Source organism: Hydrogenophaga sp. 5NK40-0174 (genome assembly GCF_040372165.1).
Classification (GTDB): domain Bacteria; phylum Pseudomonadota; class Gammaproteobacteria; order Burkholderiales; family Burkholderiaceae_C; genus Hydrogenophaga.
Genome location: NZ_BAABWG010000002.1, coordinates 184,527 through 197,038 on the forward strand (window position 1 = coordinate 184,527; position 12,512 = coordinate 197,038).

Here is a 12,512-nt window from a genome sequence, read left to right on the forward strand (position 1 = left end):
GTTGAAGCAAGCCCCCGGAAACGGCCGGGGGCCAGACCCAGACAAAGATTCATTGCATTACTTGATTGATTGACATTGGAGCCGAGGCAACCGGTTCCGCACAGGAGGTAGACATGAGCATCGAAATGATTGAAGTTGAAGAATTCAACGCAGGTACTCAGATCAAAGTGATCGGCGTGGGCGGCGGCGGCGGAAACGCAGTCGACCACATGATCTCCAGCCGTGTTCAAGGCGTGGATTTCATTTGCGCCAATACCGATGCGCAGGCCCTGACCCGCAGCGCAGCCAACACCACCATCCAGCTCGGCGTGACCGGCCTGGGTGCTGGCAGCAAACCGGAGAAGGGCGCTGATGCCGCAGAAGAAGCGGTCGAGCAAATCCGCGAAGCCATCGCCGGAGCCCACATGCTGTTCATCACCGCCGGCATGGGTGGTGGCACAGGCACCGGCGCTGCACCTGTGATCGCTCGTGTGGCCAAGGAAATGGGCATTCTGACCGTGGGCGTGGTGACCAAGCCTTTCGACTGGGAAGGTGGCCGCCGCATGACCAATGCCGACAACGGCCTGGCCGAGCTGGAAGCCAACGTCGACTCGCTGATCGTGGTGCTCAACGAGAAGCTGCTGGAAGTGTTGGGTGACGACATTACCCAGGACGAAGCCTTTGCCCACGCGAACGACGTTCTCAAGAACGCGGTCGGCGGTATCGCCGAGATCATCAACGAGTACGGCAATGTCAACGTCGACTTCGAAGACGTCCGCACCGTGATGGGCGAGCCTGGCAAGGCCATGATGGGTACCGCGCTGGCCTCCGGCCCGGATCGTGCCCGCATCGCCGCCGAGCAAGCAGTGGCCTGCCCGCTGCTGGAAGGCATTGACCTCTCTGGCGCCAAGGGTGTGCTGGTGCTGGTCACTGCCGCGAAGGGTTCGCTCAAGCTGTCGGAGTCCAAGCTGGCCATGAACACCATCCGTGCCTACGCTTCGCCAGACGCCCACGTCATCTACGGCGCTGCCTACGACGACTCCCTGGGTGACGAGATGCGCGTCACTGTGGTGGCTACCGGTCTGTCGCGCGAAGGCGTTCGTCGCACTGCGCCTCCGCTGCAGGTACTGCGCACGGGTACTGACGATGTGCCGTTCAACGTCCCGACGGTCAATGAAGCCGTTGGTGGCGCTGGCAGCCACAAGTCCGGCGGCACGACGCAGCCGGACTACGGTTCCATGGCTGTTCCAAGCGTCTGGCGCACCAACCGCACCCAGGCCGCGGCGAAGGTCGACGCCCTGTCATCTGGCGGCATGGATGACTTCGAGATCCCGGCTTTCCTGCGCAAGCAGGCTGACTGATCGGCGCCGGTCGTCTCCGATCCGGCAGCCGGAGGTGGGCTTGGCCCCCTCCGGCCAGCGGGTCCTGTCTCGGCAAGGGTTATCCCGAATAGGTAGAATGTAGGCATGCTTGCGCAACGCACCCTCAAATCCCTGACCAAAGCGGTAGGCGTCGGTCTGCACAGCGGTCAACGGGTAGAGTTGACGCTGCGCCCGGCTGCGCCCAATACCGGCATCGTGTTCCGTCGTGTGGACCTGCCTGAACCGGTTGAAATCCCGGTCAACGCAGCCTCCGTGACCGATACCCGGATGGCGACCACCATCTCCAAAGACGGCGTCAAGGTGCTCACCATCGAGCACCTCATGAGCGCTTGCGCGGGTCTGGGGCTGGACAACCTCTATGTGGACATCACGGCCGAGGAAGTCCCCATCCTTGACGGATCAGCCGCATCGTTCGTCTATTTGCTGCAAAGCGCCGGCATTGAACTGCAGAATCAGCCCAAGCGTTTCATCCGGGTGAAAAAGCCCGTCGAAGTGCGTGAGGGCGAAGGCCGCAATCTCAAATGGGCGCGACTTGACCCGTTCAACGGCTACAAGCTGGGCTTTGAGATCGAGTTTGACCATCCTGCGGTCAATGCCACCGGGCAGCGGGTCGAGTTTGATTTCAGCAGCGGTCAGTACGCTCGCGAAATTGCCAGAGCGCGCACGTTCGGGTTCACCCGTGACCTGGAAATGATGCGGTCGCGAGGGCTGGCACTGGGCGGTGGCCTGGACAATGCCATCGTCATGGATGACGTCAAGGTGCTCAACTCGGAGGGCCTGCGCTACCAGGACGAGTTCGTCAAGCACAAGATGCTGGACGCCATCGGCGACCTGTATGCCGTGGGCAAACCCATGCTGGCCGCCTATTCGGCCTTTCGTTCAGGCCATGCGTTGAACAATCAGCTGCTCCGCGCCCTGCTCGAGCAGCCAGACGCCTGGGAAGAAGTGAGTTTTGCCTCGGAGCGGGAGGCGCCAAAAGGCTTTGCCCAGCTCGCTCCCGCCTGGTAATCAGTAGTTTCGCCCGGCACGGTACTGCGCCGTCGCCCTGGCTTTGAGAGGCGCTACCTTGTTGATGGCCTGAGCCGTGCTCGCCACCTGCGCGTGGGTGATACACAGTCCCAAGGCGTCGGCCGCATCTTTGCCGGGCAGACCCGGGAGCAAAAGCAGCCGCTTGACCATTTCCTGCACTTGCGGCTTGGCTGCCTTTCCGTAGCCCACCACAGCCTTCTTGAGCTGCAAAGCGGTGTACTCGCTGACAGTCAGGCCGCTGGCCACCAGTGCGGTCAGGCAGGCACCCCGTGCCTGACCCAGCATCAGCGTCGCCTGTGGATTGACGTTCACGAACACAATCTCGCAAGCGGACACGTCGGGCTTGTACCGGGCCACCACTTCGGTAATGCCTTCGTAAAGCACCTTCAGTCGCTCGGGCAGTAATGCGCCGTCCTTGGGGCTGGTCTGAATGGTGCCGCTGGCCACATAGCTCAGTTTGCCGCCGACCACATCCACCACACCGAAGCCGGTGCATTGAAGGCCTGGATCAATACCGAGAATGCGCATAGAGGGTGAGTGTGGAGATCAACAACAGGGCGTCGCTTTGTTCTCACGGGATGGCTGCAGCACCCATGCGGCCCTGAACCCTGCGTGCCTTGCCGGACAAGGCCACCGAATCCCGGCGCGAGTCATAGAACTTGGGCCGTGGCAGCATGCTGGCCAGTTGGGCTGACTGGTAGCTGCTGAGCTTGCCGGGCGAACGCTTGTAATAGTGCTGGGCAGCCGCCTTGGCGCCAAAGACGCCTTCACCCCATTCTGCGGTGTTGAGGTAAATCTCCAGAATGCGCTCCTTGCTCAACAGGCCTTCGAGCATCACGGTCAGGACAAACTCCTGCCCTTTGCGCAAATAGCTACGCTCACCCGAGAGAAACAGGTTCTTGGCCAGCTGCTGGGAGATGGTCGACCCACCCACCAGCCGCACACTGGCCTGAGCCGGCCGCGTCTTTGGCTTGTTCTTGGCTCCGGCGTTTGCCTGCGCCATGCGCTTGGCGTTCTTTCGCCAGGCGGACTCCATGGCATTCCACTCGAAGCCGTTGTGCTCAGTGAATCTGGCGTCCTCTGCTGCCACCACTGCACGCTTGAGCGACGCGCTGACTTCGTCATAGTTTGCCCACTGTGCCGACCAGGTCATGGGGGTGCCTTCCCCGATGCTCGACCGACCAAGGCGCCAGGCTTCAGATCGCATGAACGAAGTACTTTGCGGGTCTACCACGGTCATCATGCCAATGCGTGCCAGAAAAAACACCTGGAGAGCGACCCCTGCAGCCAACACGAACAGCAACCAGCTGCCGATGATTCCCAGGTACTTTCTCATGTTCGACCGTCCTCTGCTGATCCCGCTGGTTTGACAAAACCCGTCGAGGGTTACTGGCCGCGCAGTTGCGTCTGAAGTCCCTGATCGCGCGTGAAACGGAACCTTGAGACCACCACAATCTGGTCTGCACGACGGCGCATGGCCTTGTTGAACTCATCGAAGTTCAGGCTGTTGACAATGGCTTTGGCCCTTCGATCCAGCGTAGCGTTGCCGGACGAGATCACAACGTCGGTTTCCAGGACCCGACCGGTATGGTTCACGGTGATCACCATGGTCAGCTCGCCGTACAGCTTGCGCCCGCTCGCGGTTGGAAAGTTGGTCGTGCCTCGGTCCTCGATCTTTCGGCGCAGCTTGTCGTAATAGATCGCATAGACCGCTTCGCGGGTGGCTGGACTGATATAGCGCTTCTTTGGTCGAGCGTTCTCTTCGTTGATGCGTTTCTCGATCTCCGCCAGAACTTTCACCAGCGCCCGTCGCTTTCGTTCTTGTTCCCGTACCGCAGGATCGGCTTCATCGAGCTGCTTTTCCGGCTCGGGCAGTGCAGCCAGCTGCTTGCGCACTTGGGCGAGCAATTGCTCCTGCTGAAGCTTGAGGGCCTTGAGCATGCGCTCTTCGTCTTCAGCCGCATCCCCAATGCGAGCCTCCATGTTGGGAGGCAGGGGAGACTGCGCGCGCCCTTTTTCTGCATCGCCACCACCAGCGAGATTGGCCTGAGCGATGGCTTTGGCCTCCTCGGGCGCTTCATTGCTCTTGGCGTTGACCAGGATGACTTCCAGCGGCGTGTCCTGAAACACCCGGTTGAAACCTTCAGGGTCGACAAATCGGATGGTCAGCAACGCCGCATGCACGGCAATGGACACGCCCAGCGCCCATTGGAGTGTTGTGAGCGCACGCAAATATGACAGCACAGAGTTCACTCGGCCATTATCGCCCGATGCCGCCCCATATCGATTCCTCAAGCTTCAGGAGCCGGTGATCTGTTGTGCTTATGCTGAGTGCCGGCGGCATCTTCACCTTCGCTGACATCGATGGCCAGGGCCACAGGTGCGGACATGTCTGCGTCCTCGTCTTCGTCACCCGAATCGGATGAGTCCTTGGACGTCGAATCCGTATCAAGATGTTCGATGATGGTGCCCTTGATTTCCAGCGAGATCTTGTCGATTTCACCCAGGCGAACCCTGACCTGGGCACCACGAGGAAGGCCGTCGCTGCCCAGGACAGGAAGGACGAGTGGCAATGTGTTGACGCGGGCGAGGTTGTCCTTGAACAGCGTGGCCTCCACTTCAGTGGTGCCATGTTGCTCGAGCCAGCACAGTGTCCAGTAGCGCTCCATCCCGGACTGGAAACGGCCGTAGGCGCCATAGGCGGCATCGAAGGCGCTGATGATCGACAGCAGTACGGCATCCTTCGGCTTGAATGGCGCCGCCAGTGCCGCTGTGGCGCCGTGGCGGGCGCAGGCAATGATCTGTCGCTGATTGACCAGATCCACATAGCGCCGCAGCGGGGAAGTGCTCCATGCATAGCTTGGCACACCGATCCCGGCATGGGGCAGAGCCCTTGCACTCATCCGGACCTTGACGCCGGGCGCCATGCTGGCCTGGCTTCTGTAAATGCCAGGTACACCCAGACTGGCGAGCCATTGCCCCCAGGTTGAATTGGCCAGAATCATGGCTTCGGCCACCATCAGATCCAGCGGGGCGCCGCGTGAACGGGTGCCAATCACAACGGTTTCGCCACCGCTCGGAAGGTCGCCAGCGACACCGTTGCTCTCGAGCTTGAAGGTGTAGTCGGGGCGGTTGAAGTTCTCAGGCTTTCCACGGACCTCTTCGCGCCCAAGCTTGAGTTGTCTGGCCAGCCGGTAGAGAAATCCCAGCGACCCGTGCAGCGATTGGACCTCTGCCGGTGCATCCGCCCCTGTGCCATCCCCGAGCAGCCATTCCTCTGTGACCACGCCATCGAGCTGGTCATGCCTGAGGTTGTGTGCAATGGGGACGCGCTCCAGTGCGGTGTGACTGCCAGTGACCTCCAGTGTTTCCTCGTTGACCTTGACGTAGAGCGACACAGCAGGACAAGAACGTCCAGCCTCCAGCGTATAGGCCTGCACCACCTCGTCTGGCAGCATCGTGATCTTGTGCCCGGGCATGTACACAGTGGAAAGCCGGCTTCGCGCCACTTGATCCAAAGGTGAATCGGTCTCGATCGCGAGGCCGGGTGCGGCAATGTGGATGCCCACAGTCACCTCCCCTGAGCCAAGGTCACGCACTGACAGCGCATCATCGATCTCTGTGGTCATTGAGTCGTCGATGGAGAACGCCTCCACCGGCGCCTCTGGCAGGTCGTCTGCAATGCCTGGGGCTTCCAGGTTGGGGAATCCGGTCCCCTTGGGAAACTGGTCGAAGAGAAAGCGTTGCCAGTGAAACTGATACGCGTTGCTGATGGCGCCAGCCTTTTCCAGCAATGCCAGCGGTGCAGATTGGCTATGGCGAGAAGCTTCCACCACAGCCTTGTATTCAGGCGCATTCTTGTCGGGCTTGAACAGAATCCGATAGAGCTGATCAAGGATGGGCTGTGGGCATGTGCCCTGCGTCAGCTCGGCCACCCAGCCATCAATCTGGGCCTGAACCTGCTTCTTCTTCTCGATGGCAGCCAGCGCCTGCTCCACGATGTCACGAGGGGCTTTCTTGAAACGGCCTTTGCCGGCCCGCCGGAAGTAGTGAGGCACAGCCTGCAGGCACATCAGCGCCGCGACCTGCTCCGTGGTGCCAGCGTCGGCACTGAAATAGTCCGCAGCCAGATCCTGAAAGCCGAACTCCCCCTCAGGAGCGAATTCATATGCCAGTTCCACGTCCATGTCATCCGCGAGCAGGCCTGCCTTGGCCATGAGGTCGGCGGGTTCGGGCTTGCCGAACTTGAGAAAGATATTGGCGGTCTTGACCTTGACCCGCTTGCCCGTGGTCAGCTCCGCCTGTACCGAGGCTTCGGCCTCTGTGAGCACACGGGCTGTCTGCAATTTGCCTGCATCGTCGAAAAGAATGTACATGGCAGCATTTTCCCACGACAAAGGTGCCGCTCACAGGCGACGCTTTGCAAATCTCGCCAGGCCTTCAGGCTCCATCGAGGCGCGGGCGAACAAATTTCATGACCGAGGGCAGGTGGTCAGCAAAGTTGCTGATGGCGTGGTCACCACCAGCGAGCCGCACGGTGTGTCCGCCGGCGCAAAAAGCCTCCATTTCCCGCCAATCCAGCACTTCGTCACCTTCCGTAATGATGGCCATTTGCTGCTCGGGAGTGGCTGGGCGAGCAGGTGACCACTCCAGGATTTCGTGCTCCATGGCTTCCAGTGCCTCAACATGCGTCTGCTCGAAGTCAAAGCGGGTTTCGGGATCATGCCAGGCGGTCTGCGTGCCCAGATGGCGAGCGAGGTCCCGGGCAGGGTGTGCCGCGGGGTTGAGGAGTACGCGGCGCCACCCCTGGCGAAGCCCCAGCCAGCGTGCATAGAAGCCGCCCAGTGAGGAGCCGATCACCGTGGACGATGCTGCTGGCCAGTCACGGGTCGCTTCCAGTGCGTCGGACATGGCCTGCTCAGGCGAGTGGGACAGTTGTGGGCACAGCCATGTGACCTTCGGTGCCTGCATGTGAATGGCGCGGGCCATCAGTTGCGCCTTCATGGACTTCGGAGATGAGCGAAATCCATGCAGATAGAGCAGGTGTGTGGTGGGGTGCATGAAGCGAAGGATAATGCCGCATGGTCGCCGTGATTGAAAAACCGTCTCTCTGGGCCCGGGTATCCCCCGTGTTTGCCGGGTTTGATGCGCCCCTGGCGCTGGCCATCCTGTTGCTGGCCGCTGCGGGCCTGGTCACCATGTACTCGGTGGGATTCGACCATGGATCCCGTTTCCAGAGCCATGGTCGCAACATGTTGCTGGCGTTACTGGTGCTTTTTGTGATCGCCCAGGTGCCGCCACAGCGCATGATGAGCCTGGCCGTGCCCATGTACACGGTGGGTGTGGCTCTGCTCGTGGCCGTGTTTCTGTTTGGCATATCCAAGAAGGGCGCCCAGCGCTGGCTCAACATCGGGGTGGTCATTCAGCCCAGCGAGCTGATGAAGATCGCCATGCCGCTCATGCTGGCATGGTGGTTTCAGAAGAGGGAGGGCCAGCTCAATCCTCTGGACTTTGTGGTTGCAGGCGTGATGTTGGCGGTGCCTGCGGCGCTCATCCTCAAGCAGCCAGATCTCGGAACAACCTTGCTGGTCCTTGCCTCCGGCCTGTTTGTCATCTTCCTGGCAGGACTCAGCTGGAAGCTCATCATTCCGCCAGTGATTGTGGTGGCGGTCGGTATTGTGGTGCTGATCCTGATGGAAGACCAATGGTGTGCAGCCGGTGTTGACTGGAAGGTGCTGCACGAGTATCAGCGCCAGCGGGTCTGCACGTTGCTCGACCCCTTCAAGGACCCGCTGGGCAAGGGTTTTCACATCATCCAGGGCATGATCGCCATCGGCTCGGGTGGCATCTGGGGCAAAGGCTTCATGCAGGGCACCCAGACCCATCTGGAGTTCATCCCAGAGCGCACAACGGACTTCATCTATGCGGCCTTTGCCGAAGAATTCGGACTGGTGGGGACGGTGGCCCTGATGCTGGGCTTTATTTTCCTGGTGGTGCGCGGTCTGAGTATCGCGATGGAAGCACCGACCCTGTTCTCGCGCCTGCTTGCTGGCGCCATCACCCTCAACATCTTTGTGTATGCCTTTGTGAACATGGGCATGGTCAGCGGGATTCTTCCGGTGGTGGGGGTGCCGCTGCCGTTCATCAGTTATGGCGGTACCGCCATGGTCACCATGGGCGTAGGCCTCGGCATTCTGATGTCCATTTCCCGCTCCAGACGTTACATGCCAGGCTGATGGTTGCCAGAACCACACATTCTGCGATGGAAGTCGCTTTTGTCGGCGCCGGCAACATGGGCGGCGCCATGGTCGAACGCCTGCGGGAGCAGGGGGTCGGCGTGGCCGTTTGCGATATCGATCCCGTTCGTCAGGCACAGGCAGAGAAAGCTGGCGCAAACCTGGTGGGGACGCCAGCTGAATCCGCTGCGGCTCTGTGTGCGGGCGGCGTGCTGTTCGTGGTGGTCGTGACAGCGCAGCAATGCCGCGAAGTGCTGTTCGGAGCTGATGGTGCAGCGCCCGAGCTGAAGCCGGGGCAAGTGGTGGTGCTATGTCCCACCATTGCACCCGCGGATGTGGAGGCCCTTGCACAGCAACTGCAGGCCCTTTCCATTGCATGTGTGGACGCACCTTTGTCTGGCGGACCGGTCAGGGCAAGGGACGGCAGCATGTCCATGATGGTGGCGGGTGAGCCAGCTGCAGTAGCAGCTGCGCAGCCATGGCTAGACCGGGTCTCGGGCCGGCAGTTCAGCGTTGGCGGGCGAGCTGGCGATGGGGCCAGGACCAAGCTGGTGAACAACCTGTTGGCGGCCATCAATCTCGCAGGCGCAGCGGAAGCGCTGGCGTTGGCCTCGCAACTGGGGCTCGATCCGGCGCGGACGCTGGATGTGATTGAAGCATCCAGCGGCCAGAGCTGGATAGGATCCGATCGCATGCGCAGGGCGATTGCGGGGCAGGAGCAGCCACTTGCTCACATGCAACTGCTGGCCAAGGACAGCCGGTTGGCCATGGACGAAGCCCGGGCTGTGGGGGTGCCAGCCAAGGTGGGGGATGCGGCACAAAGTGTGTTTGAGGCCGCGCTGCACGCCGGCATGGCCATGGAAGACGACGGCGCCCTGCTGCCATGGACGCTGGCGAGAGCTGGCAAGACCCAGGCGCCGCCGACAGACTGACCCCGTTGGGCAAAGGGTTGCCTGCCCTGCTGTGCGGGCGGCGGCAAGTATCCCTAAAATGACGGGATGATTGCTCGCGAACCCACACTGGCCCGCCTGGCGTCGGCCGAAGCCCTGTTGCTGTCCCCTTATGGACTTTCCCAGACGCACCTGCAAAAGGCGTTGGGCGAAATCATGCGCCATGGCGCGGACGATGCAGATCTGTACTTCCAGACCACGCGCAGCGAGGGGTGGAGCCTGGAGGAAGGCATCGTCAAGACCGGCAGCTTCAGCATCGAGCAAGGCGTGGGTGTTCGTGCTGTCAGTGGCGAGAAGACAGCCTTTGCCTACTCCGATGACCTTTCCTGGGCTTCCTTGCTCGATGCCGCCCAGACCGTGAGATCGATTGCTGCTCAAGGGCAGAGTCGTCGGGTGAGCCGCAAGCGTGGCATGGCGCTGCCCAAGGCGGTTGTCGCCAAGTCGCGTTCGCTCTATGGGGCTCAAGACCCCATCACCACGCTGGACAGTACGGCCAAGGTCAAGCTTCTGGAGCAAGTTGAGCACATGGCCAAGGCCAAGGACCCGCGGGTGGTTCAGGTCATGGCCGGCATGGCATGTGAGCACGATGTGGTGCTGGTGGCGCGGGCCGACGGCACTCTGGCCGCCGATGTCCGGCCGCTCATCCGCCTTTCCGTGACAGTGATCGCCGAGAGTCAGGGTCGAAGGGAAGTTGGTTCGTCAGGCGGTGGTGGTCGGTTTGGCCTCGATTACTTTGACGAAGAAATGGTCCAGTCGTATGTGGACGAGGCGGTGGACGCAGCCTTGACGAACCTGGATGCCCGCCCGGCACCTGCAGGCGAAATGACGGTTGTGCTCGGCTCCGGATGGCCTGGCGTCTTGCTGCATGAGGCGGTAGGTCACGGCCTGGAGGGCGACTTCAACCGCAAGGGCTCCAGCACGTTCTCTGGCCGTATTGGTGAGCGAGTGGCGGCCAAAGGTGTGACCGTACTCGACGACGGCACCATTGCCGATCGACGCGGCTCCCTGAACGTGGACGACGAAGGGCACGCTTCCCAGAAAAATGTGCTGATCGAAGATGGCATTCTGCGCGGCTACATCCAGGACGCGATGAACGCTCGCCTGATGGGCGTCAAACCCACTGGTAATGGCCGCCGCGAAAGCTATGCCCATGTACCGATGCCACGCATGACCAACACCTACATGCTCGGTGGTGACAAGGACCCGCAGGAAATCGTTGCCAGCATGGATCGGGGTCTGTATGCCACCAATTTCGGTGGTGGTCAGGTGGACATCACCTCCGGCAAATTCGTCTTTTCCGCCAGCCAGGCATGGTGGGTCGAGAAAGGCAAGATACAGTATCCGGTCAAGGGTGCGACCATCATTGGCAACGGCCCCGACGCCCTGACCCGAGTGAGCATGATTGGCAACGACATGCGCCTCGACAGTGGTGTGGGCACCTGCGGCAAAGAGGGTCAAAGTGTGCCAGTGGGCGTGGGGCAGCCGACGCTGCGAATCGACGGGCTGACCGTCGGGGGTACCGCCTGATAGCAACACTGGCGGCCGCCCTCTTGACGCGCTTTCTGGCAGTTGTGATACAGTCCGTGACTATGCAAACGCGCAAGTCCTACTTTTTCGGCTTTTACTTTTGGTTCTCAGTCCCAGGCGGACGAGAGGCTCAGGTGTAAGCGCGCAGCAACCCAACCTCGAAAAACCGCCGGGAAACACCCCCGGCGGTTTTTTTTTGCCCCTGTTTCCTTTTCCCATCTCACGTCAAACACTTCAAGGAGCCCTGTGATGAATGCCAAGAGCAAGACGGCCGGTAAAGACGGCTGGCAGACCTATCCGAACGATCGCACCAGCCAGACCGACGACCAACGCATTGAAGACATCACCGTGCTTCCGCCACCCGAACATCTGATCCGTTTCTTCCCCATCACGGACACACCCGTGGAGAAACTGGTGGGCAAGACTCGCCGCCGCATTCACGACATCATGACTGGCGAAGACGATCGCCTTCTGGTGATCATTGGTCCATGCTCCATCCATGACCCCGCCGCTGCACTGGAGTACGCACGACGGATGAAGCCATTGCGCGAGCAGTACGCCGACACCCTCGAAATCGTCATGCGTGTGTACTTCGAGAAGCCACGCACCACCGTCGGCTGGAAGGGCCTGATCAACGACCCGTATCTGGACGGCAGCTTCCGCATCGACGAAGGCCTGCGTATCGCCCGCCAGCTGCTGATCGAAATCAACCGGCAGGGCATGCCGGCCGCCAGCGAGTTCCTCGATGTGATCTCTCCTCAGTACATCGGTGACCTGATTGCCTGGGGTGCCATTGGCGCCCGAACCACCGAGAGCCAGGTGCATCGTGAACTGGCTTCCGGCATCTCTGCGCCGATCGGATTCAAGAACGGTACCGATGGCAACATCAAAATCGCGACCGATGCCATTCAGGCCGCGGCCCGCGGTCATCACTTTCTCTCTGTTCACAAGAACGGGCAGGTGGCGATTGTGCAAACCAAGGGCAACCAGGACTGCCACGTCATTTTGCGCGGCGGCAAGGCGCCAAACTACGATGCGCAGAGCGTGGAAGCCGCCGTCAAGGAGCTCGCTGCTTCCAAACTGACCCCGAGACTGATGGTGGACTGCAGTCATGCCAACAGCAGCAAGAAGCATGAGCGCCAACTCGAGGTGGCGCGTGACATTGCTGACCAGATCGGTGGCGGCTCAACCCATGTTTTTGGCGTGATGATCGAGAGCCACATCGAAGAAGGTGCGCAAAAGTTCACGCCGGGCAAGGACCCGGTTGACAAACTGGTTTACGGCCAGAGCATCACCGATGCCTGTCTCGGCTGGGATGACTCCCTCGAGGCGCTCGAGGTACTGTCGCAGGCAGTGAAAAAGGGACGCAAGAAGCGCCGCTGATCGAGGCAGGAGTGCCGGTCGCTTCA

Annotated in this window: 11 protein-coding genes; 6 read left to right on the plus strand and 5 right to left on the minus strand. The window is 61.0% G+C overall.

Annotation, left to right across the window (positions count from 1 at the left end):
• The first annotated feature begins 113 nt into the window (after nt 1-113).
• Nucleotides 114-1,340, plus strand: coding sequence for a cell division protein FtsZ (gene ftsZ / locus ABWV89_RS06520; RefSeq protein ID WP_353395385.1), 1,227 nt, complete (start codon nt 114-116; stop codon nt 1,338-1,340).
• 105 nt (nt 1,341-1,445) lie between these two features.
• The gene (gene lpxC, locus ABWV89_RS06525) at nt 1,446-2,369 is read left to right on the plus strand and encodes a UDP-3-O-acyl-N-acetylglucosamine deacetylase (RefSeq protein WP_353395387.1); all 924 of its coding nucleotides are present in this window, start codon (nt 1,446-1,448) and stop codon (nt 2,367-2,369) included.
• Here the strand turns inward: lpxC and ruvC are convergent, their stop codons facing one another.
• The 5 genes from ruvC to ABWV89_RS06550 form a co-directional block, all read right to left on the minus strand.
• The gene (gene ruvC / locus ABWV89_RS06530) at nt 2,370-2,918 is read right to left on the minus strand and encodes a crossover junction endodeoxyribonuclease RuvC (RefSeq protein WP_353395388.1); all 549 of its coding nucleotides are present in this window, start codon (nt 2,916-2,918) and stop codon (nt 2,370-2,372) included. It lies immediately after the preceding gene.
• Nucleotides 2,919-2,961: 43 nt separating this feature from the next.
• On the minus strand, nt 2,962-3,726 hold the full coding sequence (gene mtgA / locus ABWV89_RS06535; protein ID WP_353395389.1) for a monofunctional biosynthetic peptidoglycan transglycosylase: 765 nt from the start codon (nt 3,724-3,726) through the stop codon (nt 2,962-2,964).
• Between the two features lie 50 nt (nt 3,727-3,776).
• Complete coding sequence (locus ABWV89_RS06540; protein ID WP_353395390.1) at nt 3,777-4,634, minus strand: energy transducer TonB; 858 nt, start codon at nt 4,632-4,634, stop codon at nt 3,777-3,779.
• Nucleotides 4,635-4,681: 47 nt separating this feature from the next.
• Entirely contained in the window at nt 4,682-6,766 is a 2,085-nt protein-coding gene (locus tag ABWV89_RS06545; RefSeq protein ID WP_353395391.1) for a ribonuclease catalytic domain-containing protein, read from the minus strand.
• A 64-nt stretch (nt 6,767-6,830) separates the two neighbouring features.
• Nucleotides 6,831-7,451, minus strand: a complete 621-nt coding sequence (locus tag ABWV89_RS06550; RefSeq protein ID WP_353395392.1) for a YqiA/YcfP family alpha/beta fold hydrolase — start codon at nt 7,449-7,451, stop codon at nt 6,831-6,833.
• Nucleotides 7,452-7,471: 20 nt separating this feature from the next.
• Here ABWV89_RS06550 and rodA point away from each other — a divergent pair, with 20 nt between their 5' ends.
• From rodA to ABWV89_RS06570, 4 genes are all read left to right on the plus strand, one after another.
• A complete protein-coding gene (gene rodA, locus ABWV89_RS06555; protein ID WP_353395393.1) occupies nt 7,472-8,626 on the plus strand; it encodes a rod shape-determining protein RodA in 1,155 nt (384 codons plus the stop codon).
• Nucleotides 8,626-9,558, plus strand: a complete 933-nt coding sequence (locus ABWV89_RS06560) for an NAD(P)-dependent oxidoreductase (protein ID WP_353395394.1) — start codon at nt 8,626-8,628, stop codon at nt 9,556-9,558. The genes rodA and ABWV89_RS06560 overlap by 1 nt, the downstream gene beginning before the upstream one ends.
• A 66-nt stretch (nt 9,559-9,624) precedes the next feature.
• Entirely contained in the window at nt 9,625-11,103 is a 1,479-nt protein-coding gene (tldD, locus tag ABWV89_RS06565; RefSeq protein ID WP_353395395.1) for a metalloprotease TldD, read from the plus strand.
• A gap of 249 nt (nt 11,104-11,352) precedes the next feature.
• Entirely contained in the window at nt 11,353-12,486 is a 1,134-nt protein-coding gene (locus ABWV89_RS06570; protein ID WP_353395397.1) for a 3-deoxy-7-phosphoheptulonate synthase, read from the plus strand.
• The last annotated feature ends 26 nt before the right edge of the window (nt 12,487-12,512 follow it).

Coding starts and splice junctions, on each gene's coding strand:
- ABWV89_RS06550 (WP_353395392.1), bottom strand. CDS start 7,451: ATGCACCCCACCACACACCTGCTCTATCTGCATGGATTTCGCTCATCT.
- ABWV89_RS06560 (WP_353395394.1), top strand. CDS start 8,626: ATGGTTGCCAGAACCACACATTCTGCGATGGAAGTCGCTTTTGTCGGC.
- rodA (WP_353395393.1), top strand. CDS start 7,472: ATGGTCGCCGTGATTGAAAAACCGTCTCTCTGGGCCCGGGTATCCCCC.
- tldD (WP_353395395.1), top strand. CDS start 9,625: ATGATTGCTCGCGAACCCACACTGGCCCGCCTGGCGTCGGCCGAAGCC.
- ABWV89_RS06570 (WP_353395397.1), top strand. CDS start 11,353: ATGAATGCCAAGAGCAAGACGGCCGGTAAAGACGGCTGGCAGACCTAT.
- mtgA (WP_353395389.1), bottom strand. CDS start 3,726: ATGAGAAAGTACCTGGGAATCATCGGCAGCTGGTTGCTGTTCGTGTTG.
- ftsZ (WP_353395385.1), top strand. CDS start 114: ATGAGCATCGAAATGATTGAAGTTGAAGAATTCAACGCAGGTACTCAG.
- ruvC (WP_353395388.1), bottom strand. CDS start 2,918: ATGCGCATTCTCGGTATTGATCCAGGCCTTCAATGCACCGGCTTCGGT.
- lpxC (WP_353395387.1), top strand. CDS start 1,446: ATGCTTGCGCAACGCACCCTCAAATCCCTGACCAAAGCGGTAGGCGTC.
- ABWV89_RS06545 (WP_353395391.1), bottom strand. CDS start 6,766: ATGTACATTCTTTTCGACGATGCAGGCAAATTGCAGACAGCCCGTGTG.